Below are 26,025 nucleotides of genomic sequence, written 5' to 3' on the forward strand. Positions count from 1 at the left end.
TAGTTTTGGCTAGTTTGTAAAGCTGAAATGATGAATAGATTGAAGGTGTTTAAATTGTATAGTTTTTTGTCAGCTATTAGTCAGTTTCTAAGTGAGCCAATCAATCAATTTTTAAATGCCTATGAGCATTCAGCATGGGCTATGGCGATTCTGTTAGGTCTCATAGGGGCACTAGCTCCATGCCAAATAACCGGCAATATGAGTGCTATTACATTTTATGGAAATAAAACCCTGCAAATGAAAAATAATTGGCAGGAGATACTGTTTTTTATTCTTGGCAAAATAGTTGTTTTTAGTGGACTTGGGCTTTTAGCATGGTTATTTGGTCAATCGTTTGAAACTAAAATGACATTGTATTTTCCCATTTTCCGTCAGGCCATTGGACCAATTATGGTGATGACAGGACTCGTTTTATTAGGTTTATTGAAGCTGAAATTTTTAAATCGTCTGTCGATGTTTATTCCTCCCGTTATGAAAGGGGGCAAATTAGGCTCTTTTTTAATGGGCGCTAGTTTCTCTATTGCCTTTTGTCCGACCATGTTTGTGCTGTTTTTTGTATGGCTAATGCCCATCGTAACTGGCACATCCTATGGGCTTATCTTACCTAGTATTTTTGGGGTTGCAACTTCTGTACCACTACTCATTATGCTTCTTTTCATTTATCTTTTCGATGCTAAGCGACTCATTTTACGAACAAGCATGAAGATGGGGAGAGTTATTCAAAAAGTGGCAGGCATATTGTTACTATTACTAGGTATAATGGACACGATTACATATTGGGGAATAACTTAGCATGTAATATGTAAGGAGCGATCAAAATGAATCCAGATATGAATCTTTTTTTAGCCTTTGGCGCAGGATTTTTAAACTTTATTTCGCCATGCACCTTACCGCTCTATCCTGCTTTTATTTCTTATATTACAGGGATGTCACTGGATGAGCTTCAGGGAAACAATAAAAAATTAAGAACGATTGGTATGTTGCATACACTGTTCTTTTTAATTGGATTTTCAGTAATTTTTATTTTCTTAGGATATAGCTCATCTGTTGTCGGGTGGTTTTTCTTCCAGTACCAAGATGTATTGCGACAGGTTGGGGCTATTTTAATTGTTCTCTTTGGTTTAATTATTATAGGGGCCTTGACCCCGAAGTTTTTAATGCAAGAAAAACGTCTTTCCTTTAAAAATCGTCCTACAGGCTACTTGGGCTCCTTTTTCATCGGGCTTGCCTTTGCAGCGGGATGGACCCCTTGCACAGGCCCGATTACTGGGGCAGTTTTTATGATGGCTTCTCAACATCCAGGGATGGGTATGTTTTATATGGTTGCCTATGTTTTAGGGTTTGCCATACCATTTTTCCTGCTATCCCAATTTGTCACGAAACTCGCATGGATACGAAAATATAGTCAAACGATTACAAAAGTGGGTGGCTATTTCATGATTGTGCTAGGAATTGTTTTATTTTTCGACGGTTTAACAGTAATCATCATTTGGCTAAGCCCATTGTTCGATGGTTTTTCAGGATTTTAACGCTCTTCACATTCCTCTATACTACTTTGTTACATTACTTTTGTCGTAACAGACAGTATTGATTTTACTTATAGGTGTGTGTAGTACTAGTAAAACAGCAGACGATGTTTCTCTCAATGAACGGGGCTGGAAAGATACGGTGTCCATTGAACCAGATGAAACAGTTAAATTGGCAGGAAGTTTCAAGATAAGGGTGTCCATTGTCATTTATTAGTGCATGAAGATAATGGTATGATGGGACAAGTGAAGGTAGAATAGAAACTTTTTGAAACATAAAAAGGTAGCTGATCAAAAATCAGCTACCTTTTGTTATTGCTCAAGCTTTGTTAATGTTTTGCCACTCCAACCAAAAATAACGGTTAGAATTGGTCCAAGCAAACAGAAGAAGGTGAATGGTAGGTAATCGAGTGTGGAAATTCCAAGGACACTTGTGATGAAAATACCACAGACACTCCAAGGTACAAGTGGATTGACAACCGTTCCAGCATCCTCCATGACACGTGATAAGTTTTTAGGTGCTAGGCCAACCTTCGCAAATTGAGCTTTAAATGCTTCACCCGTTAACAGGATAGATAAATACTGCTCACCGATTAATGTATTGACTCCAATGCCGGTAAGAGCGGCGCCTGTAATAACGGAACCGGCACTTTTAAATAAGCTTTCAACCTTAGCTAAAATACTTTGTATGATACCAAGTGTGAACAAAAGGCCACCCATTGTTAAGGCCAGTAAAACAAGAGCAATTGTAAATAGCATACTATTCATGCCTCCGCGTGTCAGTAAGGCATCTACTTCCTTATTACCAGAGTGAGAGACATAGCCATCAAATAAAACTTTGAAGACGTCTGAAGCTGGTAGGGGATCTAGTGTATAAGATAGGCCTACACCGAGAATAGAGACAACGGCTAATGTAATAACGGCAGGAGCTTTATAAAAAGTCATAATAACGAGGACAACAATTGGCAATAATGTATACCAATGAATAAGTCCTGTAGTCAATAATCCTTCTTTAAATTGCTCCACAGTGTCAAAAGATGTTGCTTCGCCTGTTGGCGATAAAATAGCGTATAGTACGAATGAGATCAGGAAAGCAGGGATAGTTGTCCAGCCCATATTTTTAATATGTTCAAATAAATCTACACCGACTGTTCCTGAGGCAAGATTGGTTGTATCGGATAATGGTGACATTTTATCACCAAAAAAAGCACCAGAAACAATTGCACCAGCTGTTATGGTTAATGAAATGTCCATGGCACCTGCGATACCCATAAATGCCACTCCGACAGTTGCTACTGTTGTTAACGAACTACCAACAGAAATACCAACGATGCTACAAATTAAAAAAACAATGGCAAAGAAAAAGTTTGGTGAAACAGTTAAAAAACCATAATAGATGAGCGTAGGGATTGTTCCACCCATCATCCAGCTCGAAATTAAAATACCAATAAAGAAAAAGATGAAAACAGCGCCCAATCCAGCACTAGCACCAGCAATCATTCCACCCTCTAGATCGCGAAAGGGAACTTTTTTTAGTAATCCATAGGCTAGTAAAAGTGAAATAACGAGAAAAATCGGAATATGGGGTGTTGCTTTTAAATACCCAATACTAAAAGACATTGTGGCAATAATTAAAAGTATAACGAAGCTTGCCTCAATAAATCGAGGGTTGCTTTTAGCTTCTATTCGAAACATATGAAACCTCCTAATAAATACTTCTTCGCTTCAATGCGGTGAAGCCCAAAAGTATTATAGCACGCTAATATTTTTTGTCAATTGACAGAAAATTGCAGGATTCCCTCAAGTAAATGCTCTCATGTTGCTGTCCGCAATTTTATGTATAAGCAGCAACGAGGACGAGCATAACAAATAGGAAAGGTGACATGTTTCGACATTCTGTAGGTAAAAAATAACAGAGGTAATACTTATTTCGAATGTAAATATCGTTTACAATTCCTTAACATTTCACGTGGTAAACAAATAGGGAGAAAAAAGATTATTTCAAGTATTTTTATAAAAATAACAGAAAAAATGGTCATATTTAAAGAAAAAATAGTGATTTTTATTATTTGATTTCCAACGTTTACAACTTGGAAACCAGCCTAAAAATAAATGTGGCAAATTTTATATTACAGTTTTGTAAAATCAACATTTAACTGTTTAAAATTTTGTAGAATTGTGTAAATGTTTTGTTATGATGGTTCAGAAATTGATAATTTTTATTTTACAGGAGGAACAAGATGTTCAACTCAAACAAGCAAGATCCATTTTTTCAGTCATTATTAAAAATCGCTAAAAATGTGAATGAGGGAATTTATTATGCTCATAATGCCCATATTCAAGATATAGATGCGTTAAAAGAAATTGCCGATACAATGAAAGAATATGAAACAAGCGGCGATAAATTAATTCATGAGCTTATCGTTATGCTCAATAAATCATTTATGACACCAATTGAGCGAGAAGATATCTTAGCTTTAGCCAATAAATTAGATGATGTAATTGATGGAATGGAAGGCTGTATTGCTCACTTCAATATGTACAATTTAACGGAAGTAACGGAGCCAATGCGTCAATTCCTAACATATATAGCGAAGAGTACTGATGAGATGGTACAAGCCATGGAGCTATTAAATAATAAAAAGCTTGTAGAGATGCGTAAACATGCGATTCAAATTAAAGATAATGAACGTGAATGTGATGAAATCTTCCGTTCCTCTATGAAACAGTTATTTATTCAAGAAAAAGATCCAATGCGCCTCATTGTTTTCAAGGATATTTATGAGCAATTCGAGGATATTGCTGATAGCTGCCAAACAGTGGCAAACACAATTGAAACAATAATTATGCGTAACGCATAAGATGGAGTGTAACAAATGGATACAATATTACTAATTACCATATTAGTCGTTATATTCGCCTTAGTGTTCGACTTTATAAACGGCTTCCATGATACAGCGAACGCTATTGCAACGTCTGTATCAACCCGTGCATTAAAACCACGTACAGCGGTTTACATGGCTGCAGTTATGAACTTCGTCGGAGCCATTACATTTGTTGGGGTTGCCAAAGCCTTAACAAAAGATATTGTGGACCCGTTTACCTTAAATGCCTATGATGGCGATATCACAGGTTCTGTCGTCATTTTAGCAGCTCTATTATCTGCCATTACATGGAATTTATTGACATGGTATTTTGGAATTCCATCTAGTTCCTCCCATACATTAATTGGGTCAGTAGCAGGTGCCGCTATTGCAGCAGCTGGATTCAGTATTCTGAACTATGCTGGGTTTATTAAAATTTTACAAGCATTGATTTTCTCACCACTACTAGCGTTTGCCGCTGGTTTCCTAATGATGACCATATTGAAGGTCATCTTTAAAGATATGAATTTATACCGTACAAATAAAGGCTTCCGTACCATGCAAATCGGGACAGCTGCCTTGCAATCATTTACACACGGAACGAACGATGCTCAAAAAGCCATGGGTATTATCACATTAGCTTTAATCGCAGGTGGATTACACACAGGTGACGATATTCCTTTCTGGGTACGTTTTGCAGCAGCTACAGCAATGGGTCTTGGTACCTCTGTAGGTGGTTATAAAATCATCAAAACAGTGGGTGGCAAAATTATGAAAATTCGCCCAGTGAATGGAGTAGCAGCTGATTTAGCTTCGGCTTCCATCATCTTTGGTGCGACATTAATACACTTACCAGTATCCACAACACATGTTATTTCTTCATCTATCATGGGTGTAGGAACAGCACACCGTGTCAAAGGCGTTAAATGGGGAATGGCCCGTAAAATCGTCACAACATGGGTCATCACTATGCCAATCTCTGCAGTAATGGCCGCATTAATTTACTATTTTTTAAGTTTATTTTTCTAGCTTGATCAGAAGAATGCACAATCACTGTGCATTCTTTTTTTGTTTGGAAAAAAGTGCCGGATAGCCCAAGCAGAGTGGAGGATAGAATCGAGGAATCAGATAGAATGAGTGAAGTGACGGATAGCGCTGCTGAAGTGATGGATAGAACGACCAAAGAGAAGGATAACCCCGTGCAGAAGAAATGGAAAACCCCAATCATTTGTGTAAAATTCAGATTCGTTCTATGTTAAATATAAAGAAAGTGTAAAGTTCGGAGAAAATCGTTTTTTCCGTAGTAAGGTTAGTGCAGGAGGAGAATGGATGAAGGTAAAGTTATTACTGATTGAGGATGATGCAGCTATTGGTCGCATTGTCAAAGATACAATGGAGCAAGAGGGCTATCTGGTAACATGGGCAACTACAGGTCTTGAAGGGCTGGCAGATTTTCAGGCACAACCATTTGATTTAGTGTTGGTGGATTGGATGCTACCAGAAATGGATGGTCTTACAGTTTGTCAAAATATACGTTGGGAAAGTGATGTGCCCATCCTTATGATGAGTGCTCGTAAAGAAGAAGCGGATAAGGTGGAGGGCTTGCAGGGAGCGGACGATTATATTGCAAAGCCGTTTAGTTTGGAGGAATTAAAGGCTCGGGTGGCATCTCATCTTAGACGCTGGAGACGCTATAACAAGCAAGACGATGTAGAAAAGCAGACTGCCTATGCCAATGGATTAATAATTGATTGGCAACGAGAAATAGTGAGCGTTAATCAGCAAGAAATAGCGTTAACTCAAAAAGAATTTGCTCTTGTCAATCTATTAGCAAAAAATCCGAATCAAACCTTTACGAAAGAGGAACTATATCAGCATATTTGGCAGCAAACGACTTTAGAGGACACACATACTGTCACAGTACATATTAAGGCACTACGGGAAAAGCTTAAGGATTCGGTTAAACATCCATATTTTATTCAAACTGTGTGGGGCAAGGGTTATCGTTTTATTGGTGAACCATTATGAAAATTAAATCTTGGTTACTTATCACTTTTTTTATTGTCATGGTGTTGCCCATATCTGGTGCTTATAGTCTATATGTGTGGATAAATGCTTATTATCAAGATAAAAATGTTGCGGAATACTTTGATAAATGGACGGAGCTAAATCAGGTAAAAGCGATCGTTGACAATCCAGCACTATATCAAAAAAATGCAAATTTAGAAGAGATAGAAGAGCTGACCAATGAGCAGCTAGCGATTACACTTTACACGAAATCAGGTTTTGTCTTATATTCCTCTAACCCTTTACAATCGGGCTATGTATGGAAAGAGCGTATGTTTAAAGGTTTATATGATTTACAACAATCGTACAACGCTTTTACCTACAAGGAGCCTGTATATCACAATGGGGACTTGTTGGGCATCTATGAAGTTCAATTAATAAGAACTGATTGGGTAAAAGGTGTAGAGAAGCGTTCATGGCTTGTTATTATAGGCGCTATCTTGCTGTTTCTAGTGATTTATATAGGGGTCATTTTGTTGCTTAATAGGAAACTTAATCGACCATTAAGAGAACTGATGCATCAAATGCGAAATTTTGCCAAAGGTGAGCATATAGAATCCAATTTAAGTACAAGAAAAGATGAGATTGGTTCACTCTCCCAAACATTTATGGCGATGCAACATGAAATTGAAATGACCCGGGCTTCCTTAAAAGTAGAACAACAGCAAAAAGAGATGATGATTGCAAGTATCTCCCACGATTTAAAAACGCCTCTTACCGCTATTCAAGCCTATGCGGAATCCTTACTAAACAATGATTTATCACAACAGCAGCAAGAAGAATATCAGCAGGTCATCATCACGAAGGCTGATCGAATGAAGCATATGCTAGAAGATTTATTGATGTTTACATTACTCCAATCAACGAACTATGAATTAGAGCTGGTAGCCGTTGATGGGGAAGAATTTTTTGAGATGGCTTTGTCAGACTATGAACCGTTATGTGAGGAACAAAGTTTTACATTAGAAGTGTTCTGTGATGTAGATGGGCTGTATGCTGTGCACCCTAAACAACTTCAGCGCGTGATTGATAATTTATTGAGCAATGCATGGCGTTATGGTGAGATCGGTACATCTATTGGTTTAGCGGCGATTAAAGCTGGAAGTTTTCCGGAATGGGGGTTTGATTTCCTTAAGCCAGCTTTAACAAAGCAAGAGGGTATGTATTTGATCGTGCAGAATGTTGGGCAGGGCTTGCCACAAAAGGACATTGTAAAGTTATTCGAGCCCATGTATCAAGCGGATCATGCAAGATCAAAGGCTGGAGAACGAGGAACGGGACTTGGCTTAAATATTACGAAACAAATAATTGAAAAACATGGTGGCACTGTAGAGCTGCTTTCTAGGGAGAATATTGGAACAGCTGTTGTCTGCTGGCTACCACCTATAAAGGAGTAAATGAACTATGAATTGGAAAAAATCATGCCGAGCAGCGGGCTTAATCGCTGCCATGACATTTAGTTTAGTAGGCTGTAATACGGAGGCATCGTATTCACCGCAAGAAATTATTGAGCAAGCACTCCAGGAATCGAGGGAACCACTTACCTATTATGGCGAATATACGTTAGATATGGGGGAGCTAGGTGGCAAAGTTCAAGTGAAAGAATGGGTCAAGAATAGCAATAGACGTATAGAGATGAAAGGGGACAATGATGAACATGTCATCACGGTCAAAACTGATTCTGAACTGATAAGTTATGATGTCACTCAACATACAGCCTATAAAATGGCTTATCCACAAGGTGAATTAGACGGACTGCAATCGCCTAGGGAAGAGGTACAGCTTGTTTTTAATTTGGTTAAAGATACACATGATATTAAGATATCCGGTGAAGAGAAGGTTGCTGGGAGAGACACATATAAAATTGTAGCAAAAGCTAAAAAAACTGAATCATTATTTGGGGATATAGAAGCATGGATTGACAAAAAAACTTGGCTGACGTTAAAAATGAAATCAGATAATGCAGGTAATCAAATGATCACTGAATACTCAAAAATAAATGTTGGTGAAAAAATTGATGATCAACAATTTATACTTGATCTACCAAAGGATGTAACAATCCAAGAAATTAGCGGTGAAGATACTTCAGAATTAATTTCATTGGACGAAGCGAAGCAACAACTAGAAAAGTTTTTAATGGTTCCGCCAGCAAATGGTCTTACTATAGATAAAATTTCAATGGTTAAAGGATTAGAGGATCGACCAGAATATTCTTTTGACATTGGATTAGATGGGGAGCTAGCTTTTTTCGTCACTATTTTTAAAGCAGATGATAGTATCGCTGAAATTGGCCCCATCTTAAATGAAAAAGAGATAGATATTCGAGGACAAAAAGGAACGGTTATGGATGATAAAAATTTCCGTTCGATTGCTTGGCAAGAAAACGGCTACCAATATAGTATTGTTGGCGAAAATCCTGAATTAACGATAGAGGATCTTGTAAGCTATGCAAAACAAATGGAACTTGTTCAATGAGGTGATGCTATGAAACGAACACAAGGGCTGAAATGTCTTGCACTGTTTTTATTTACTACTATTTTTTTATACGGGGTAGGCGATACCTATCAAGTGTCTTGGCTACAATTTCATTTTACAGGCCAATATGATGAAGTAGGCTTTTATTTCAGCTTTACTTCACTTATTCCGATATTAATAGGATTATTGATGGTAGGGCTTTATGAATCACTGTTAAAACGATTAATATAAAAAGTTTAAAGGCAGGATCTCGGATGAGGGTCCTGCTTCTTCTAGTAGGAATACAGAGTATCTATTACAATGTTTATGTAAAAAGGTTTTATCCTCAACAATAGATTTCCCCCTTGTTAATGGCCATTTGCTTTTATTTTACGTTAACGTATTTACAGCATTTAAAAGAGGAGACATTCAAGTAAATGATCGTTCATTGATCCCTTAAGGAGCCTGGTTATCCAAGCTCCTATTTTTTTGCTTCATCTTGCTCATTATGCAATCTGCTGTAAATGTGTTTTTGTAAAGGCTTCGTCATATTTTAATCCGTAACCGAGTGCTCGATCTAAGAAAATATGTGCCAGCCAAATCAAGGCTACCATCAGAAGTGTTGATATGGAAAGCGTAAAGCCAATCACGAGAAGTACAGCAGGTATGACAAAGCTATGGCCCATATTATAGCAAAGGGCACCCATTTTTGAATTGATCAAATAACCGACCATAGTGATATCAGGCAGCAATAAAAATAAAATAAATGATAGCCATGAAAAATCTAAATGCCCATAAAAAAAGGCCATCAAGATAAAGGCGATGACATATTCTAGAGAGATAATTTTACGTAGTTTCATTGTAGCCACGACCTTCCTGTAAATTTTGGTACATACCTTCAATAAGTGAGTTAATTTTTTCTTGATTGTTTTTAAATTGTCCATTAGCCATTAACGTTTTAGTTAGCTGTAGCGATTGTAGTGCATGCTGATAAAAGTGCATGAGCTGTTCAATATGGTCAATCTTTGCAGAAAATAGCTGTACTGTTTCTTCATTACACTTTGTGGATATAGGTTTTTGTTCGAGTGTCAGTAAATAGTTGATTTCTTGTAAGGTAAAGCCAAGCTGGCGAAGGACGAGAATAAATTTCATGGTCTGTTCACATGTGCCATCATACTCACGGTAGCCATTGTTTAACTTCTGTGGATGTAATAGTCCTTCTTTTTCGTAATAACGGACTGTATCGGTGGATAATTGAAACTTCTCGGCAAATTGTTTAATTTTCATATGAGCACCTCCTAAAATCATCCTAACATTGGAGTATGCTCCAAGGTCAATAAACTTTATGAAAAAATTTGAAACGGTCATGAAGTGGGAATCGTTTATTGTGTAAGAGGGGGAGGTGGATGGCATACTTGAACAAATAATTGATGAACATGCAGAGCATTTATTGCGTCTCGCTTATTTTTATGTAAAGAACCGACAAACGGCGGAGGATATTGTACAGGAGGTTTTTATTAAATTTTCTCAATGTAATTATGAGGAACGTGGGCAGCTACGCGCTTTTTTATCCACTTTAACGATTAATCAAAGCAAGGATTATTTAAAAAGCTGGCATTATAAAAAACTACTAGTACAAGAAAAAGTGTTTCCTATGAAGTGGAATAAACAGCGTGATGAGCTAGTCGTGGCGGAGGAACGATCCTCTGTGGGAGCCTCAATTTTAAAGCTAACACTTCTGTATCGAGAGCCGATCATTCTTTATTATTTTGAAGAAATGAAAATACATGAGATTGCCCGATTATTAGGAGTTTCAGAAAATACGGTGAAAACAAGGCTGAGACGGGCAAGAGAGGCATTAAAGCCCCATCTGAAGCAGGAGGAATGGGAGGTGCTAAAGGATGAATAAATTACACAAAGAATTGGTGAAAGTAGCGGGGGATATGACGAGTAGCAAAGAACGTGTTAAACATCGTGTGCTCCATCCTAGGAATTCCAACAAGAAGCCTTATCGATTCACACTTTTATCGGTCGTGCTCACCCTATGTGTGGCAGGATTTATACTGGTACAGCTGTTAGGGAAGGAAACAACCCAGACGACTACATGGTTTCATGAAACACAGCTCGATCATTTCGAGCGTATAACCCAAATGATGTGGCCAAATCAAAACAAGGAATATTATAAAGAAGAGGCTTATCGTTCGTATGAGAAGCTTGTTGCTGCCTACTATTTTGCAGAGTCATTAGGAATTACCTATACGAAGGATGAACTTGAGACGGAGAGGAAAAACTTCGTTGAGCAAATGGAAATACTACAGCAATCGCCTAAATATAAAGCTTTTTTTCGAGGATTAGAACCAAGTAAATATGTGGATGTTTATATGAAACCCCTCCTGCCGATGTATACAGCTAGAACGAAGCTCTACGCGGTGTATAAGGAAAAATATCCAACTTTTTATGCCTACAAAGGAGTAGCGGATATTGAGGCTAGTCGGTACTTCCAAATGAATTTTGCTGAACAGGCGACGGCCTTTCAAAAGGAAAATAACATCGTGGACCATTCTAGTACATCTGGCATCTCTTTAGTGGGAACCGTTGCAAAGGTTGAGTCAAATGCTTTTTTATTTATCGAAGGTATCATTCCAAAAGATCTCGATCATATGACAGAAGAACAGCTGGAGGAAAAGTATGAGCAAGCTGACTGGTACCCTGTATTAGCTGATTTTCCTGTAGAGCAAGGGGACTATATTACCCTCCATTCGACTGAAACGGGTAGCATAGAGGAAAATGGGGTTGTCCGAAAATACGGCTTATTAAACGATGTGAAGGTATTAGAGCCTGACGTCACTGTGGAGCTCAATCTGCAAAATGAACAAGAAGTAGCTGAATTCTTGCAGGATATGCCTTGGCAGACTGCTGACTATATGAGAAGACCACCTAATTACTCCTTTCAGGTGGAAGGGGTGCGTATTGAAATATGGAAAGGCTATGGAGGTTCACTTTATCTCCAAAAGATAGGAAGCGGAGAAATCAAATTGAACTCCGAAAAGGCCAAGAAATTAAAAGAATTACTAGGTATAGAAGAATCTTAACAAGTCTCTGTGAAAGAGGCTTGTTTTTTGTTAGCGAGAAAATTATAGTGAAAGTACTATGTTAAATTTACCATTAAAATATAAAGTTAGAAACATAGGATAATATACACAATAATTTGTTTGTCTAGTATTAATTGCTTAATTTTGTAAAAATAAATGAGTCCAAAGAATTGTAATATTTTATTCGTGCAGGTAGTATTAAAGAAGTAAGGTTGAAGATAAGGGGGAGCGGTATGAACGTACAAGAATTTGAAGAATTATGGATTACGCTCAATGAATTGTATAACGCGGATCGTTTTTTAGAATATATAGAAATAAGTAGTGCCGCAGTCGAAAGTGCCATTAAGCTTGGAATGTATGATAAGGCAATCCTTCTATTACGTTATAGCTGTGCCAGCTATTTTCAAACAGGTGATTTACAGCTATCGATTAGTGTACTTGAACAATATCGTGAGCTAACTTTTCAACATGGTAATGATATTGATCTCATTCAGTATTATAATATAGCCGCGATTTATTGGGGGACATTTGGTCATTTAAAGAAATCTGAAGAGCTGATGTTAAAGGGCTTAAAAATTGCTGAATCTATTCAACATGTGGAGAGCTTGGGGAAAATTTATAATAATCTGAGCGATTTGGAAATCTCTATGGGCAATTATCGTACAGCCAAGGAATTCGCCTTAAAAAGTCTTTATTACTCGAATGCGTTTGAAGTGCAACATAAAGAGCCTTATACAGGAATTATGTATCCAAAAACAAACCTAGCAGTATCACTTATATGGCTAAATGAGTTTGATGAGGCCAATATACTATTACAAGAACTACTAGCCACGATTCATAACCCGCCTTATTCAAAAGTACAATTAGAGGTTTTCAATGCCTATGCCATTCTCTGTGAACGACAGGGACGGGTAAGTGAAGCTATTGATTTATATCAAAAGACTAAACATTATGCTTTGCAAAACAATGATCTGTCTTTGCTTCAAATTATCTATAATTCATTAGTGAAGCTTATAGAGGATCAAGGCAATAAAATTGTATTATGTGCTGTTCAGAAAGAATATATTAATATTTTGTTAGAAATTCAACGTGAAAATTACTCTCATGTATTATTTGAAATGGAGTACAACGATCATAAGAAGCAATTTGAAAAAAATGCTTATTTCGATCCACTGACGAATATTTACAATCGACGCTACTTTGATGAAAATGCAAAGAGGATGCTCGAAAAAGCAGCTGAAGGTAATCAGCAATTAGCATTAATGATGGTGGATTTAGACCATTTTAAAGAAATTAATGATATGAATGGTCATCTATTTGGAGACGATGCATTAACGAATACCGCCAAAACATTGCAAGATTATTTTCAACCCTTTGAATCAATAGTCGCACGTTTTGGTGGAGACGAGTTTATAATTCTCAGTCAAGTAAAAGAGGGGGAAACGGTACAAACATTGGCCGACAACCTTTATCAAACCTTAACGGCTTTGTCACTCATGGTGAATGGTGAAACAGTTCAATTGGAATTTAGTATTGGTGTGAGTACTAATAATTTTGGCAAGATAAAGATAGTGGAAGAGCTCATCAAACATGCAGATGAAGCGCTCTACAAGTCGAAGCGTAATGGACGCAACCAAATTACACACTATAACCATTATTGTGATGTGGGAAATGGTATTTAAAGAGAAAGAGGCATGACTTTATAGTAGGTGCCTCTTTCATGTACGTTTACAAGCTACTGTATGGATTAATAATGCCGTAAAACACGATATCTTCAAAAGTACTATTTTTAAAAACATGATCCTTTAACTTACCTTCATACTGCATGCCACACTTCTCCATGATTTTGCCAGAGGCGGGATTGGAAAGAAAATACTGCGCATAAACACGATGATACTGTTTTTCTTTAAAAGCAAATTCAATGATGGCACGGGCAGCTTCTGTTCCATAGCCATTTCCCCAATACGGCTCACCTATCCAATAAGCCATTTCTCCATTTTGGTGTTGTTGACGATTCGACAGTCCAATGGCCCCATATAAATGCCCACTTTGTTTGTCCGTTATGGCATATTCATAAAGCTTCTCTTGCTCAAAATTTTGTTGATGATTGGAAATCCATGACATTGCACAGTCTAACGTATAGGGATAGGGTAAATTTAACGTGCTTTTATATAGAGCAAAATTATTACATAATAAACTTACTTCAGGTGCATCAGCTTCTGTGAAAAGTCGGAGCAAGAGACGCTCTGTTTCTATTGTTTTTTCTGCAGCTTTGTAAATCATTGAAATACCTCCTTCATCAATGGTAAAACCGATTATAGCACAATAAAAAGAAAAATAAACCAAATAATGGATATTAATATCATCATGAAATTAGATAAAAATTTATTGTAAAACGATAAATTATATGGTAAATTGAACAGGATAATAAATAAAAGAGGTGCGTAATATGAAACGGGAAACGCTCTTTTTAAAGATCGCTGTTCTTCTAATGGGATTGCCGGTTTTTGCCTTATGTATATGGGTGGTGCCACGTGTTGCTTTAGATACAGCCCAGCATTCACCGGTCTTAACGACTGTTGCATTACTTGGCGTCTATGCAACGGCAATCGCTTATTTTGTTGCTCTATATACGACGATCAAACTGCTAAGCTATATTGATCAAAACATTGCATTTTCAGAGCTATCAGTGAAAGCTTTAATTAAAATAAAATATTGTGCAATTGTCATTAGTAGTGTTTACGTGGTTGGCATGCCACTGATATACTATGCTGCAGAAGTAGACGATGCTCCAGGTCTTATACTTATTGGAATGGTCATTATTGGTGCTTCTTTTGTAGTTGCAGTTTTTGCAGCTGTTCTTCAAAAGCTTCTAAAAAATGCCATCGATATCAAATCAGAAAATGATTTAACGGTTTGAGGTGAATACTATGGCGATGATTATCAATATTGATGTCATGTTGGCGAAACGGAAAATGAGTGTAACAGAACTTTCAGAGAAGGTTGGCATAACGATGGCGAATCTTTCTATTTTGAAAAATGGTAAGGCGAAAGCGATTCGCTTTTCAACGTTAGAGGCGATTTGTGAGGCGTTAGAATGTCAGCCAGGGGATATTTTAGAATATAAAAGGAACGAAGAATAAAAACTGTAGTTAAAAGCCGTCGAGAATCACTCTCGATGGCTTTTGTCGTTTTTCGTACGGGTCATCAGCATTTAATTGGAATAGGATAGCTCTTTTTATTGTAAAAAAAGAATGTAGAAAATATTGCCATATGGAATATAGTTGTGCTACGATAAAGCTAAGAAAATTCGACAGTCAGTCGGTCGATTGTAGGGGGTTATTAAGATGAGGGAAATGAAAAAGGCAGAAGAACGCAGAAATGAAATTTTAGATGCAGCAGATAAACTGTTTACGCAGAAGGGGTTTGATGGCACTAGCACAAATAATATTCTTGAAAAAGTAGGAATTGCACGTGGTACTCTTTATTATCATTTTAAATCCAAGGAAGATATTATGGATGCCCTCATCGAACGTTATACGGAAACGATGTTAACGAAGGCAAGGGCAGTGGCTGCGGACCATAGTATTGCGGTGAATGAGCGCATATTGAGGGTTGTAATGGCATTAAATATGCAGAATGAAAATGGTCAGGAAATTATGGAACATATTCATAAGCCGCAAAATGCATTAATGCATCGAAAAATACAGCAGGTGGTCATGAATCAAGTACCGCCATTATTGACTAGTATCATTCGTGAGGGTATTGAACAAGGGATTTATCATACACCATACCCCTACGAATGCATGGAGATGATTGTCGCATATACAAATACCGTTTTCGATGATGATTTGGTGTTGTTGTCAGAGGAAGAGCGGGCTGCTCGTGTCCCAGCATTTATCTTCAATGTGGAGCGAATGCTTGGCGTGGAAAGCGGTAGTTTGTTGTACATGATGAAAATGTTTGGTCATGAAGGAGAAGACGGGACAAAATAATTGTACTTAAGGTCTTAATGCTGACAAAGGGGTGACCTATGTATTTCAAAATTGTGCGGAATGATATAGCGAATAGTAAGCTGATTACATGTTTGACAACACTGTTTGTAGCAGGTGCGGCTATGCTTGTTACGCTTTCAGCCGTCCTTATTGTTCATTTATCAACTTCTATTAATACATTATTAAATCAAGCAGAAACACCTCATTTTCTTCAGATGCATTCGGGTACTATCGATCAAGCGCGTCTCATTGATTTTGCCGAGCGAAATGAGCTGGTGGATGAATTTCAGATCAACGAATTTCTCAATGTAGAAGGTGCCAAGATCAACATTGCAGGCAAAACACTTGCACAAAATGTTCAGGACAATGGGTTGACCACGCAAAGTGAGAAGTTTGATTTTTTACTAGACCTTGATGGGCATGTGATTGAAGTGGATAATGGTGACATTTATGTACCTGTAGGCTATATGAAGGACGGCACAGCCAAGCTAGGTGATACAGTGATGGTCCATAATAAGCCATTTACGGTTGCAGGTTTTTTACGGGATTCGCAAATGAATTCCATGTTAGCATCATCCAAGCGATTTCTCGTGAGTGAAGAGGATTATGCAGCGATTCAGGCAACCGGCACTATTGAATATTTAATAGAGTTTCGTTTGAAAGATTTGGCTGATTTAAGAAGCTTTGAAGAGGCCTATCATCGTGCACATTTAGAAGCGAACGGACCAACGATAACATGGCCGCTCTTCAAAATGCTAAATGCCATATCGGATGGTTTGATGATTGCTGTTATTTTATTAATCAGCGTACTCGTGGTGGTCATTGCCTTTATGTGTATCCGTTTTACATTGCTAACTAAAATGGAAGAGGATTACCGTGAAATCGGTGTAATGAAGGCCATTGGTATACGTGTTGCAGATATTCAGAAAATGTATCTTGCTAAATATAGTGTAATAGCGGCATTTGGCTGTGTGCTTGGCTTTATACTTTCCTTTATGGTGAGGGATATTCTTTTAGAAAATATCCGCCTATATATGGGAGATACAGCCAATACATCATTGGTCTGGCTGTTCACTATTATCGGTCTGTTGCTAGTATTTGCTTCTATACTGTTTTATGTACAATTTATGTTGAAGCAGTTTCGCAAGCTTTCGGCTGTTCAGGCTATCCGATTTGGAGCGATACAAAGTAAAACAAAACATGCAAAGTGGCTAAATATTAGCTCCAATAAAAGACTTCCAATTAATCTCTTTATGGGCGTGAAGGATGTGCTTTCCCGTAAAGGTTTATATGCGACGATGCTCACTGTCTTCATATTAGCAACATTTATTATCATTGTGCCTCAAAATTTATACAATACAATTTCCTCCAAAAATTTTATTACGTATATGGGGATTGGCAATAGCGACATTCGCATAGATATCCCGCAAGGTGACCAACATGTTCAGCATGTAACAGATGTGGTCGAAACGCTAGAGAATGATGTAGATATTACAGATTATACGGTTTTGACGACGAAAAAGTTTACAACCATTACAAATGATGGCGTGGAAGAAAGTCTAAAAATAGAGTTGGGCGACCATACCGTTTTCCCAGTAGAATATGCGCAAGGTAGGGCGCCGGTAGCTCAGGATGAAATAGCACTTTCTGTTCTTAATGCGGAGGAGCTTCAAAAAAAAGTGGGCGATACAATTTTACTTTTCATCCAAGGTGAAACGAACAGCTTAACCGTAAGTGGCATCTATTCGGATATTACAAATGGTGGGAAAACAGCGAAGGCTGCATTCGTTGATGTTTCTACAGAAAGTATGTGGAATGTCTTCTATGGTTCACTATCGAAACAATCGGAAGTCGAGAAAAAGGTTACAGAGTATGCAGATAACTTCCATTTTGCCAAGGTTTCAGGCATCGATGAATATATTTTTCAAACATTTGGAACGACCATCAACTCCATTAAGCAAGTATCGAGTGCAGCGCTTGTAGTAGCTCTCTTGATGTGTGTGCTGGTGACACTGTTGTTTATGAAAATGCTGATCGCAAAGGATCGATCTGCCATCGCTATCTTGAAATCGATTGGCTTTACAAACGTAGATATTTCCAAACAATATGCGGCACGATCAGTTGTTGTATTAATGCTGGCTATTTTTGCGGGGACAGTTCTCGCCAACACATTAGGGGAATTTCTGACGACCACTGTCATTGCATCATTTGGTGCAGCTTCATTTAATTTTAGGATTAATCCACTAACTGCCTATGTTTTTTGCCCATTAGCCCTCCTATGCGTCGTACTTCTCGCAACGTTTATTGGTACTGTGAAGGCGGGACAGTTAAAAATAATGGATTATATAAAGGAGTAGAACATGAAAAAGCTTGTGAGTGGTGAACAAATAGTCAAGTCATTTCAGGTAGGAACAGAACGACACGAGGTTTTAAAGGCTGTATCCATCGATTTATATGAGGGAGAGTTCGTATCTATTATGGGCCCCTCAGGTTGCGGCAAATCAACCTTACTGTACGCTCTCAGTGGAATGGACAGCATAGATAATGGTCGGATTTCTTTTGATGGAGTGGATGTAACAACACTCCATGACAAGGAGCTAGCTGAACTACGTCGAAAGAAGATGGGCTTTGTTTTTCAGCAGCCAACCTTTCTTAAAAGCTTAAATATCCTTGATAATATATTGTTACCCGCAGTCCGTGATCAGCGAAAAAATAGGGATGCATTAACGGAAAAAGCACAGAGCATCATGAAAAGAGTAGGGATTGCAGACTTAGCAAAGCGTGATATTACGCAGGTTTCAGGTGGCCAGCTTCAGCGGGCAGGCATTTGCCGCGCCTTAATTAGTAGTCCATCGATGATTTTTGGTGATGAACCAACAGGCGCATTAAATTCAACGTCTGCCGAGGAAATTATGGATATTCTAGCCTCCATCAATCAAGAAGGTACAACGGTTATGCTTGTGACACATGATCCAAAAATTGCTGCACGAACAGAGCGTATTCTCTTTATGAGTGATGGTTCTATAATCAGTGAATTGCGTTTACCTCAATTCACAGGTAAAGATTTGGATGTTAGAATGGCAAAAGTTGCAACAATGATGCGAGAAATTGGTATTTAATAGCTGAATTCAAAAAATCCGCAATGACTTGAAAGTAGCCGTTGCGGATTTTTTATTTTTTATAGAAAAAATGAATCGCTTTGGGAATGGCGTCCGTCAGTAGTATAGAAAGTAGGTGAGAGCAATGATGGATATTGAACAAGTGATCGAGGAGCATGGGGATTACTTATTAAAGGTCGCCTATTTATACGTGAAGAATAAAGCGACAGCGGAAGATATTGTGCAGGATGTGTTCATAGCGTTTTATCAAAAGCAGGAACAGTTTCGCCAGCAAGCATCATTGCGTACATATTTAGTAAAAATGACAGTCAATCGGAGCCATGATTATTTACGAAGCTGGAAAAGTAAACGCCTGACATTATTTGAAAAGATTACGGGCCGCACAACGGCGATTACACCAGAGAAGGAAATGCTCGAGAAGTCTGTCAAAAAAGAGCTGACAGAGGCGTTATTTACCTTATCGGTAGCCTACCGTGAGGTTTTAATTTTGTATTACTTTGAGGAGATGACAACAGTGGAGATTGCACAGCTTGTCCAATGCCCAGAAGCGACAATTCGTACAAGGTTACAACGAGCTCGTAAACAGCTGGCAACAGCAATTGGTGACTTTGATTGGGAGGTGCTACGTCATGAATCAATTTAAAGAAGAGCTATTAAAGGAACTACAAGAGGTAAAATTTTCGGGGAAGCGTAAACAACTAATCGCAGAAAAGGCTAGACGAAAAGAAAAGCATAAAGTAGGTAATCAATGGACGTACCGCGTCGTACTCGCGACCTTTACTATATTGGTCATTAGTTTTAGTTATCTTTTAACAGAGCAGAAGGAACAGCGCTCCACAGGTCACCAAGCAGCAACTATACAGTCCGATGCCTGGAGCTGGTGGTCATTATTCAATTCTGATTATGTGCGAGGGATTTTGTTGTTGGGCTTTTTTATCGGTGCTGCTTTTATTGTCAAGCGTGTATTACTAAAAAAAGGATATGGTCTTCCTATTTGTATAGAATGCGGGGAGAGCTGGTCTGAAAAGGAAGCACGCAAATTGTATCGCAAAAATGGAGAAATTATGTGCCCTCATTGTGGCCAAAAACAGTATCGTACGAAAAAATCCATGCAATTAGGGGGCATGCTTTCAATGCCGATACCACTATTCATTATGTTGCAACATGTATTTCATAATTACTTCATCGGTTTTATTTTCTTTCTAGTAGGGGTGCTGATTTTTCTTTATCAAGTCGTGCCATATGTCTTTAAGCTACAAGACAAGGATTCTATGAATGAACCTTTATGGTAATCATCATAGCGAAGAGAAATTGCGATAGTTATCTAGCAATTTCTTTTTTTTACTCCAAAATACATTGACAACCGTTTTTATTTGCATTATCTTTGTGTTAACTTATTTTTATTATTAGTTAACGTATAGCAAAGGGAGGCTTTTTACATTGAAAAAAGGAAGTACATATCAATATGTGTTAGCAGCATTTGGGGCAGCGATTATTGCTGTTTTGGCACAGGTGACTATTCCACTACCTCTAATTCCAATCACAGGACAAACTTTAGCAGTCGGCATTGTCGTGACTATTTTAGGGACAAGACTAGGAACATTATCTGTTCTATTATATATTTTACTAGGGGCAGCTGGTTTACCAGTGTTTAGTGGTATGTCTGGGGGGCTTGGAATTTTAGTGGGTCCAACAGGTGGATATATTGTAGGATTCCTTGCCACAGCGATTATTATGGGCTTATACTTAGATAAATTTGGTATTACATTTACCCAAGCAATTATTGCAAATATCATCGGCATGATTATTACGTTATCATTTGGTACGGTATGGTTAAAGATCGTAGCAGATTATACATGGACAGCAGCCTTCTTGGGTGGTACTGCACCATTTATAGTAGTAGGGATTGTCAAAGCGGTAATGGCAGCATGGATTGGTGTGATTGTCCGTCGCCGCTTAGAAAGAGCACATTTAATTGAAGCAATAGCATAGGACACAGGGGGAATTGTTTTGGCAACATTATGGACAGGTGGAAAGATTTACACGATGGCTCAGGTTGGTGAAACAGTAGAAGCAGTCCTTGAAGAAGATGGGAAAATTGTGGCGACAGGCTCAGTGGAGAGCTTGTCGCCATTAGCTACTTCTACTCGACATTTACAAGGCAATGTCATGTATCCAGGTTTTGTAGATAGTCATTTACATATTATTGGTTACGGGGAAAAATTAAAGCATCTTGATGTATCAGCTATTACGAGTAAAGAGGCGTTACTAGAAAAGCTTCAAGAGCGTATGTCCAAGGCATCGCCCAAAGAATGGGTTATAGCGATTGGATTAAATGAAAACCAATTTGAAGAGCCCATTTTCCCAACTTTAGCAGAGCTGGATGCGCTTGGTGAAGCCTATTTAATCATAAAGCGTAGCTGTCACCATTTAATTTTAGCTAATTCTAAGGCACTTGCTTTTGCAGGAATTACCAATGCTACACCTTCACCAGAGGGAGGAATCATTGAAAAAATGGATGGTCAGCTCACTGGCGTATTAAAGGATGCGGCGTTATATTTAGTGGTCAATCAGATGCCCCATATTACACCTGCGTATATTGAAGATGCATTAGTGAAAGCGGTGGCCTCATTACAAGCATATGGTTTAGTGGGAGGTCATTCGGAGGATTTAAGCTATTACGGACCACCAAGCCAACCCATTCAAGCCTACCGTAAAATAGTGGAATCTCAGCAATCTTTCAAAGTTCATTTATTGCAGCATCATACCGTATTTGAAGAGGTAGAAAAGTTGGATACTACTTCCTCGCCTTTCTTGGAGTTTGGTGCCATGAAAATCTTTATTGATGGAGCCTATGGCGGAAGAACGGCAGCGCTTCGTCAACCATACAATGATGATCCATACAATTCAGGAATGCTTATTCATACGACAGAGCAATTAACGAAGTATGTGCAGCTGGCTCGTCAATATGGACAAACTGTCGCTGTCCATGCAATCGGTGATTTAGCCATCGAACTAATTTTAGATGTTTTTGCGGCATATCCACCACAGGCTGGTCAGCTTGATCGGGTGATCCATTGTAGCTTGGTCGATGAGGGCCTATTAACTAAACTAGCTGAATTGCCTGTAGCTATCGATATGCAGCCGCAATTTGTTCAGGGGGAGTATGACGCTGAGCTATCGAAGCTTGGAGAGGAGCGCGCTCAAGGTTTACATCCTTTAAAGTCACTTCTTGACCGTGGACTTGTTGTTGCTGGTGGTAGTGACGCGCCGATTGAAGTACCGAATCCATTAATCGGAATCTATGCTGCTGTCACAAGATGCAATGTGGGAGAAAAACATGATGGCTATAATCCTAAGGAGAAAATTTCTCGTTTCGAAGCGGTCCATTTGTATACAGGGGGAGCGGCTGAAATAATTGGTCAGCAGCACATTCGTGGTAAAATTGCAGCAGGCTATACTGCTGAATTTACCATTTTAAAAGAGGATATTTTCACTGTGGATATAGAGCAACTACCTCAAATTGAAGTATTTTGTACTGTGGTAGATGGTAAGATTGTATATGAAAATCGCTGCGAAGGGTAACCTTGCAGCGATTTTTTTAGCTATTTTCTATTCGCAAAATTATTTACTTGGTGTTCTAAGCTTGTTACTCGTTTTGTTAAGTCCTCTACTTGCTGTTGCATGGTTGGTGGAGGAGGCACAGGTATCGTTGCTTTCATTTTTTTGATCATACGAATCATGCCGAAAAAGATAGCTAAAAACAGGCATAGAAGAACCGTTGTACTAATCATATCGCCAATGTCGAATTTCATGTTTGCGCTCCTTTCGCTACGGGGTATCTAGTTATATACAGGATAGCTTCGAGAAAAGTTTCAAGAAAATGGAGAATGTCACGATAAATACACAAATCTTTTCTCTCCAAGTTGCATAGGATACTTGAACAAATTGCTATTTTATTGCTTTGAGTACTGTGCCGTGGCGGTCAAAACATACGTTAGAAGAGAGCGATTTTAACTGTGACAGGGGTGATTATGTGCACAAGGCAGGACAAGTAATGCGACAGGCTGTTAATAACATTTATATATATCGATTAGACTATGTACAGGTTTTCGCATTAATTAGAATCTTTCAGTTTTTATTAATGATCCCTGTAAGCTCTATGATGTTAAAGCTCATGCTCAGAGTAACAGGATATACACATATCACCGAGCAAAATTGGCAAAGCTTTGTAGCCCATCCCTTTGTCATTATGATGATTTGTCTATTAATCTTGTTGTTCTTATTATTTGTTTATTATGAAATGGGCTTTTTATTTTTAATGGCCTTTCATCAACAAAGAGGAATGCGCTATCGATTTTTTTCTATATGGCAGCAACTGAATCGGAAGGTTGTTTATTTTTTTAGTGTCCAAGTACTATTTTTAATCGTCTATCTTGCTCTATTAATGCCACTCACTTCTTTTATGCTACCACTCACCTTAACCCAATCCATCTCACTTCCACATTTTTTAACAGAAGAAATCATGCGTAGTCGAACAGGTAGGTTAGCATATGTCGCAGTGGCAAGTATTTTAGTAATGATCGGCATTCGGAGTATTTTAACGTTACCTATTTTTACGATCCAGCCAAACATTTCTATTTTACGTTCTTTCAAGCAAAGCTGGCGATTTTCCAAAAGAGGTTTATTGGAGCTTTTAGCCCTTTTGGTCATGCTTTTAACAGGACATCTATTCGTCATGCTCAGTATAACAGTAATCAGCACTATTCCACTTTATTTAATGGAACGCTTGCTACCAAATGCTGCATTGGTGACAGCAGGGCTAACGCTCGCCTTTTTAGAAATGGTTTTTGTGGTACTCTTTAGTTTATTACAGGCCATGTTTTCACAAGTCATGGTTGCCATCACTTACAATACACCTGTAATAGGGAAAATCAACAGATCGGCTAAGCATAGAAAACGACGTTATAAACCTTTACTGCTCATTAGCTTCGTTGTGTTTGTAGTTTTAAGTATGATGAATATCAATTCTTTAGAGAAAAGTGTCTATGCACCCGATACTAAAATTATTGCCCATCGAGGCTATGTGGCTGGCAATGTTGAAAATACTATTAGTGGACTAGTGAGCGCAGCTAATGCGGGAGCAGACCTCATTGAAATTGATATTCAGCAAACAGTGGATGGTGAATTTGTCGTATTCCATGACCGTACATTGCGGCGATTGGCAGGTAAAAACGGGGTCATTGCTAATATGACCTTAAGTGAATTAAAAACATTAACGATACATCAAAATGGCTATAGTGATAAAATTGCCTCTTTAGAGGATTGCATCGAAATTGCTAAAGCTTTAGATGTTGCGTTACTCATTGAATTAAAGGTACACGGCAAGGAAACGGAAGATGTGTTACCCAAATTAGTGGAAAAGCTACGAAAATACAAGGTGCTGGATTCGTATTATGTGCAATCAACAGATGGACAGAAAATGACACAATTAAAAAAATTAGTGCCTAATCTAAGAGTGGGTATTGTCTACGCGCTTAATATCGGTCCGATGGAAGAAAGTGTCGATTTCATTGCCTTAGAGGAGTCATGGGTAACAGAGCAGCTTATTGAGGAGCTGAAGCAGAACCCGATGGATTTATTTGTGTGGACGCTGAATGATGACCGTTCTTTACAAACCTTTATTGAGAAAAATGTGAGCGGCGTCATTACCGATCATCCTGATGTTGCTCGAGATTTAAGAACCAAGCAAAGTGAACATCAATACTTCTTGCAACGCATCCTAAACCGATTGAAATTTATATTTTAAATAAGGAAAGTGATACCTGTACAAGGCAGCTTTCACAAAATTTTGGCCATATTGTAACCTTTTTCATAGGAGGACGACTACTTCTATGAATTCGTGAAATGAAGGAGATGCTTTTTGTATGAAAATGACGAAGGTCGTACCATTTGCTATGACAGCATTATTAGTAGGGAGCGCGATGGGCGTTCCAACTGCATCAGCGAGCGAGGTTGAGGCTGTAGTGAATATTTCAGAAACTAACGAGCAACAAGCTCAGCCAGTTTTTATTAAAGTAACTGGGAAAGTTGAACACGTAGATGTCCGTGAAAACGCAACTTACTATACGGTGGTAGAGGGTGAACAGACGAATATTGTGGTTGTCGATAAAGATTCATTAGTATTTGACAATATGGGGAAAGAAGTGAAGCTCCAAAAAGGGGATAAGGTGTCAGCTTACTCTTATGCGAAAAAGCCGATGCTTGCTATTTATCCACCACAATATAACCCAGAAGTAATTATTGTAGAAAAAGATAATATGGGCAGTGTGGAAGTCGATTACTTCGATAAAAACTTAATCGATACTGACAATTATTTGAAATTAAATGTGGGTGAAGACACAAAAATTGAAAGTGTTTCTGGAAAAGAGCTAAAAGCTAGTGATTTAGAAGAGCAGCACTTAGTAGTGTTCTACACAATCGCAACAATGAGTATTCCTGCCCAAACACCACCTTCAAAGGTTATCGTGTTAGATAATATTGAGAAGGAAGAGCCAGTTGAAGTGGACCCGGTGCCAACGCCTGAACCAACGCCGGATAATGGTGACATTGAAAAGATTATTCAAAAAGATTTTTATGAAGTAGAAGGGACAAAAATGGTTCCTTTACGATTAATCGTAGAAAAGCTTGGCTTTGAAGTAGAAGTAACGGCTAAAGGTGCCATCATTTCTAAAGGTGCTGTTTCCTACACAATTACTCGTGGCCAAAAAGAATATGGCTATAATAAAGCGATCCGCCAATTTGACGTAGCACCTGCTTTATTAGAAAATGGTAAAACATATGTGCCGGTTGAGTTTGTTGAAGAATTAATGAAATAAAGAGTTGAAGTATCTAGCAAATCGCTAGGT

28 protein-coding genes are annotated in these 26,025 nt (G+C 38.3%); 23 read left to right on the forward strand and 5 right to left on the reverse strand.

What is annotated here, in order from left to right; translation table 11 throughout:
* Positions 1-54: 54 nt before the first annotated feature.
* The 3 genes from MKY88_RS09095 (at position 55) to MKY88_RS09105 (ending at position 1,787) form a co-directional block, all read left to right on the forward strand.
* Positions 55-792: an urease accessory protein UreH domain-containing protein gene (locus MKY88_RS09095; protein ID WP_328201950.1), complete on the forward strand. Its 738-nt coding sequence runs from the start codon at positions 55-57 to the stop codon at positions 790-792.
* Between the two features lie 26 nt (positions 793-818).
* Positions 819-1,529 carry a cytochrome c biogenesis CcdA family protein gene (locus tag MKY88_RS09100; RefSeq protein ID WP_069480971.1) on the forward strand — a complete coding sequence of 237 codons (711 nt, stop codon included), beginning with the start codon at positions 819-821 and terminating at the stop codon, positions 1,527-1,529.
* A gap of 213 nt (positions 1,530-1,742) precedes the next feature.
* Entirely contained in the window at positions 1,743-1,787 is a 45-nt protein-coding gene (locus MKY88_RS09105; RefSeq protein ID WP_340814811.1) for a hypothetical protein, read from the forward strand.
* 51 nt (positions 1,788-1,838) lie between these two features.
* Here the strand turns inward: MKY88_RS09105 and nhaC are convergent, their stop codons facing one another.
* Positions 1,839-3,221 carry a Na+/H+ antiporter NhaC gene (nhaC, locus tag MKY88_RS09110; RefSeq protein ID WP_340813454.1) on the reverse strand — a complete coding sequence of 461 codons (1,383 nt, stop codon included), beginning with the start codon at positions 3,219-3,221 and terminating at the stop codon, positions 1,839-1,841.
* Positions 3,222-3,766: 545 nt separating this feature from the next.
* Between nhaC and MKY88_RS09115 the strand changes: the two genes are divergently transcribed.
* The 6 genes from MKY88_RS09115 (at position 3,767) to MKY88_RS09140 (ending at position 9,163) form a co-directional block, all read left to right on the forward strand.
* Positions 3,767-4,387 (forward strand): DUF47 domain-containing protein, encoded by a 621-nt coding sequence (locus MKY88_RS09115; RefSeq protein WP_025114899.1) that lies wholly within the window; start codon positions 3,767-3,769, stop codon positions 4,385-4,387.
* A 15-nt stretch (positions 4,388-4,402) separates the two neighbouring features.
* On the forward strand, positions 4,403-5,419 hold the full coding sequence (locus MKY88_RS09120) for an inorganic phosphate transporter (RefSeq protein ID WP_008175807.1): 1,017 nt from the start codon (positions 4,403-4,405) through the stop codon (positions 5,417-5,419).
* Between the two features lie 300 nt (positions 5,420-5,719).
* Positions 5,720-6,418 carry a response regulator transcription factor gene (locus MKY88_RS09125; RefSeq protein ID WP_193831628.1) on the forward strand — a complete coding sequence of 233 codons (699 nt, stop codon included), beginning with the start codon at positions 5,720-5,722 and terminating at the stop codon, positions 6,416-6,418.
* Positions 6,415-7,854 carry a HAMP domain-containing sensor histidine kinase gene (locus tag MKY88_RS09130; RefSeq protein ID WP_193831629.1) on the forward strand — a complete coding sequence of 480 codons (1,440 nt, stop codon included), beginning with the start codon at positions 6,415-6,417 and terminating at the stop codon, positions 7,852-7,854. The genes MKY88_RS09125 and MKY88_RS09130 overlap by 4 nt, the downstream gene beginning before the upstream one ends.
* 7 nt (positions 7,855-7,861) lie before the next feature.
* Complete coding sequence (locus tag MKY88_RS09135) at positions 7,862-8,932, forward strand: LolA family protein (RefSeq protein WP_340813456.1); 1,071 nt, start codon at positions 7,862-7,864, stop codon at positions 8,930-8,932.
* Positions 8,933-8,941: 9 nt separating this feature from the next.
* Positions 8,942-9,163 carry a hypothetical protein gene (locus MKY88_RS09140; RefSeq protein ID WP_340813457.1) on the forward strand — a complete coding sequence of 74 codons (222 nt, stop codon included), beginning with the start codon at positions 8,942-8,944 and terminating at the stop codon, positions 9,161-9,163.
* Between the two features lie 254 nt (positions 9,164-9,417).
* Here MKY88_RS09140 and MKY88_RS09145 read toward each other — a convergent pair whose 3' ends face one another.
* Both MKY88_RS09145 and MKY88_RS09150 read right to left on the reverse strand, forming a co-directional pair.
* Positions 9,418-9,771 carry a DUF4260 domain-containing protein gene (locus MKY88_RS09145; RefSeq protein WP_193831631.1) on the reverse strand — a complete coding sequence of 118 codons (354 nt, stop codon included), beginning with the start codon at positions 9,769-9,771 and terminating at the stop codon, positions 9,418-9,420.
* Positions 9,758-10,198 carry a MerR family transcriptional regulator gene (locus MKY88_RS09150; protein ID WP_193831632.1) on the reverse strand — a complete coding sequence of 147 codons (441 nt, stop codon included), beginning with the start codon at positions 10,196-10,198 and terminating at the stop codon, positions 9,758-9,760. Before MKY88_RS09150 ends, MKY88_RS09145 begins: the two co-directional genes overlap by 14 nt.
* Before the next feature lie 115 nt (positions 10,199-10,313).
* Between MKY88_RS09150 and MKY88_RS09155 the strand changes: the two genes are divergently transcribed.
* The 3 genes from MKY88_RS09155 to MKY88_RS09165 all read left to right on the forward strand — a co-directional run bounded on the left by MKY88_RS09155 (position 10,314) and on the right by MKY88_RS09165 (position 13,685).
* Positions 10,314-10,820 (forward strand): sigma-70 family RNA polymerase sigma factor, encoded by a 507-nt coding sequence (locus tag MKY88_RS09155; protein ID WP_193831633.1) that lies wholly within the window; start codon positions 10,314-10,316, stop codon positions 10,818-10,820.
* Positions 10,813-12,003 (forward strand): hypothetical protein, encoded by a 1,191-nt coding sequence (locus MKY88_RS09160; RefSeq protein WP_193831634.1) that lies wholly within the window; start codon positions 10,813-10,815, stop codon positions 12,001-12,003. The genes MKY88_RS09155 and MKY88_RS09160 overlap by 8 nt, the downstream gene beginning before the upstream one ends.
* 233 nt (positions 12,004-12,236) lie before the next feature.
* Positions 12,237-13,685: a tetratricopeptide repeat-containing diguanylate cyclase gene (locus tag MKY88_RS09165; RefSeq protein WP_340813459.1), complete on the forward strand. Its 1,449-nt coding sequence runs from the start codon at positions 12,237-12,239 to the stop codon at positions 13,683-13,685.
* 46 nt (positions 13,686-13,731) lie between these two features.
* Here the strand turns inward: MKY88_RS09165 and MKY88_RS09170 are convergent, their stop codons facing one another.
* Complete coding sequence (locus tag MKY88_RS09170) at positions 13,732-14,286, reverse strand: GNAT family N-acetyltransferase (protein WP_193831636.1); 555 nt, start codon at positions 14,284-14,286, stop codon at positions 13,732-13,734.
* A gap of 166 nt (positions 14,287-14,452) precedes the next feature.
* Between MKY88_RS09170 and MKY88_RS09175 the strand changes: the two genes are divergently transcribed.
* From MKY88_RS09175 to MKY88_RS09215, 9 genes are all read left to right on the forward strand, one after another.
* The gene (locus MKY88_RS09175) at positions 14,453-14,923 is read left to right on the forward strand and encodes a DUF2975 domain-containing protein (protein ID WP_069480983.1); all 471 of its coding nucleotides are present in this window, start codon (positions 14,453-14,455) and stop codon (positions 14,921-14,923) included.
* 10 nt (positions 14,924-14,933) lie between these two features.
* Complete coding sequence (locus tag MKY88_RS09180) at positions 14,934-15,146, forward strand: helix-turn-helix domain-containing protein (RefSeq protein WP_008175824.1); 213 nt, start codon at positions 14,934-14,936, stop codon at positions 15,144-15,146.
* Positions 15,147-15,350: 204 nt separating this feature from the next.
* Entirely contained in the window at positions 15,351-15,998 is a 648-nt protein-coding gene (locus MKY88_RS09185) for a TetR/AcrR family transcriptional regulator (RefSeq protein WP_193831637.1), read from the forward strand.
* Between the two features lie 38 nt (positions 15,999-16,036).
* Positions 16,037-18,355, forward strand: a complete 2,319-nt coding sequence (locus tag MKY88_RS09190) for an ABC transporter permease (RefSeq protein WP_193831638.1) — start codon at positions 16,037-16,039, stop codon at positions 18,353-18,355.
* A gap of 3 nt (positions 18,356-18,358) precedes the next feature.
* Positions 18,359-19,117 carry an ABC transporter ATP-binding protein gene (locus tag MKY88_RS09195; RefSeq protein WP_328201924.1) on the forward strand — a complete coding sequence of 253 codons (759 nt, stop codon included), beginning with the start codon at positions 18,359-18,361 and terminating at the stop codon, positions 19,115-19,117.
* Between the two features lie 124 nt (positions 19,118-19,241).
* A complete protein-coding gene (locus MKY88_RS09200; protein WP_069480987.1) occupies positions 19,242-19,760 on the forward strand; it encodes a sigma-70 family RNA polymerase sigma factor in 519 nt (172 codons plus the stop codon).
* Complete coding sequence (locus MKY88_RS09205; RefSeq protein WP_328201922.1) at positions 19,747-20,409, forward strand: TIGR04104 family putative zinc finger protein; 663 nt, start codon at positions 19,747-19,749, stop codon at positions 20,407-20,409. Before MKY88_RS09200 ends, MKY88_RS09205 begins: the two co-directional genes overlap by 14 nt.
* A 148-nt stretch (positions 20,410-20,557) precedes the next feature.
* Complete coding sequence (locus MKY88_RS09210; RefSeq protein ID WP_008175833.1) at positions 20,558-21,109, forward strand: biotin transporter BioY; 552 nt, start codon at positions 20,558-20,560, stop codon at positions 21,107-21,109.
* An 18-nt stretch (positions 21,110-21,127) separates the two neighbouring features.
* Positions 21,128-22,702, forward strand: a complete 1,575-nt coding sequence (locus tag MKY88_RS09215; protein ID WP_340813460.1) for an amidohydrolase — start codon at positions 21,128-21,130, stop codon at positions 22,700-22,702.
* Between the two features lie 20 nt (positions 22,703-22,722).
* Here the strand turns inward: MKY88_RS09215 and MKY88_RS09220 are convergent, their stop codons facing one another.
* Positions 22,723-22,932, reverse strand: coding sequence for a hypothetical protein (locus MKY88_RS09220; RefSeq protein ID WP_069480989.1), 210 nt, complete (start codon positions 22,930-22,932; stop codon positions 22,723-22,725).
* 221 nt (positions 22,933-23,153) lie between these two features.
* On the opposite strand from MKY88_RS09220, the gene MKY88_RS09225 reads away from it, so the two are divergent.
* Together MKY88_RS09225 and MKY88_RS09230 are read left to right on the forward strand one after the other, a co-directional pair.
* Positions 23,154-24,926 carry a glycerophosphodiester phosphodiesterase gene (locus MKY88_RS09225; protein ID WP_340813461.1) on the forward strand — a complete coding sequence of 591 codons (1,773 nt, stop codon included), beginning with the start codon at positions 23,154-23,156 and terminating at the stop codon, positions 24,924-24,926.
* A gap of 118 nt (positions 24,927-25,044) precedes the next feature.
* Positions 25,045-25,995: a copper amine oxidase N-terminal domain-containing protein gene (locus MKY88_RS09230; RefSeq protein WP_193831643.1), complete on the forward strand. Its 951-nt coding sequence runs from the start codon at positions 25,045-25,047 to the stop codon at positions 25,993-25,995.
* The last annotated feature ends 30 nt before the right edge of the window (positions 25,996-26,025 follow it).

This window comes from Lysinibacillus sp. FSL R7-0073, from assembly GCF_038009065.1.
Taxonomy (GTDB): domain Bacteria; phylum Bacillota; class Bacilli; order Bacillales_A; family Planococcaceae; genus Lysinibacillus; species Lysinibacillus fusiformis.

Coding starts and splice junctions, on each gene's coding strand:
- MKY88_RS09190 (WP_193831638.1), top strand. CDS start 16,037: ATGTATTTCAAAATTGTGCGGAATGATATAGCGAATAGTAAGCTGATT.
- MKY88_RS09180 (WP_008175824.1), top strand. CDS start 14,934: ATGGCGATGATTATCAATATTGATGTCATGTTGGCGAAACGGAAAATG.
- MKY88_RS09145 (WP_193831631.1), bottom strand. CDS start 9,771: ATGAAACTACGTAAAATTATCTCTCTAGAATATGTCATCGCCTTTATC.
- MKY88_RS09220 (WP_069480989.1), bottom strand. CDS start 22,932: ATGAAATTCGACATTGGCGATATGATTAGTACAACGGTTCTTCTATGC.
- MKY88_RS09160 (WP_193831634.1), top strand. CDS start 10,813: ATGAATAAATTACACAAAGAATTGGTGAAAGTAGCGGGGGATATGACG.
- MKY88_RS09135 (WP_340813456.1), top strand. CDS start 7,862: ATGAATTGGAAAAAATCATGCCGAGCAGCGGGCTTAATCGCTGCCATG.
- nhaC (WP_340813454.1), bottom strand. CDS start 3,221: ATGTTTCGAATAGAAGCTAAAAGCAACCCTCGATTTATTGAGGCAAGC.
- MKY88_RS09150 (WP_193831632.1), bottom strand. CDS start 10,198: ATGAAAATTAAACAATTTGCCGAGAAGTTTCAATTATCCACCGATACA.
- MKY88_RS09125 (WP_193831628.1), top strand. CDS start 5,720: ATGAAGGTAAAGTTATTACTGATTGAGGATGATGCAGCTATTGGTCGC.
- MKY88_RS09170 (WP_193831636.1), bottom strand. CDS start 14,286: ATGATTTACAAAGCTGCAGAAAAAACAATAGAAACAGAGCGTCTCTTG.
- MKY88_RS09130 (WP_193831629.1), top strand. CDS start 6,415: ATGAAAATTAAATCTTGGTTACTTATCACTTTTTTTATTGTCATGGTG.
- MKY88_RS09140 (WP_340813457.1), top strand. CDS start 8,942: ATGAAACGAACACAAGGGCTGAAATGTCTTGCACTGTTTTTATTTACT.
- MKY88_RS09205 (WP_328201922.1), top strand. CDS start 19,747: ATGAATCAATTTAAAGAAGAGCTATTAAAGGAACTACAAGAGGTAAAA.
- MKY88_RS09230 (WP_193831643.1), top strand. CDS start 25,045: ATGAAAATGACGAAGGTCGTACCATTTGCTATGACAGCATTATTAGTA.
- MKY88_RS09185 (WP_193831637.1), top strand. CDS start 15,351: ATGAGGGAAATGAAAAAGGCAGAAGAACGCAGAAATGAAATTTTAGAT.
- MKY88_RS09200 (WP_069480987.1), top strand. CDS start 19,242: ATGATGGATATTGAACAAGTGATCGAGGAGCATGGGGATTACTTATTA.
- MKY88_RS09120 (WP_008175807.1), top strand. CDS start 4,403: ATGGATACAATATTACTAATTACCATATTAGTCGTTATATTCGCCTTA.
- MKY88_RS09100 (WP_069480971.1), top strand. CDS start 819: ATGAATCCAGATATGAATCTTTTTTTAGCCTTTGGCGCAGGATTTTTA.
- MKY88_RS09195 (WP_328201924.1), top strand. CDS start 18,359: ATGAAAAAGCTTGTGAGTGGTGAACAAATAGTCAAGTCATTTCAGGTA.
- MKY88_RS09115 (WP_025114899.1), top strand. CDS start 3,767: ATGTTCAACTCAAACAAGCAAGATCCATTTTTTCAGTCATTATTAAAA.
- MKY88_RS09165 (WP_340813459.1), top strand. CDS start 12,237: ATGAACGTACAAGAATTTGAAGAATTATGGATTACGCTCAATGAATTG.
- MKY88_RS09175 (WP_069480983.1), top strand. CDS start 14,453: ATGAAACGGGAAACGCTCTTTTTAAAGATCGCTGTTCTTCTAATGGGA.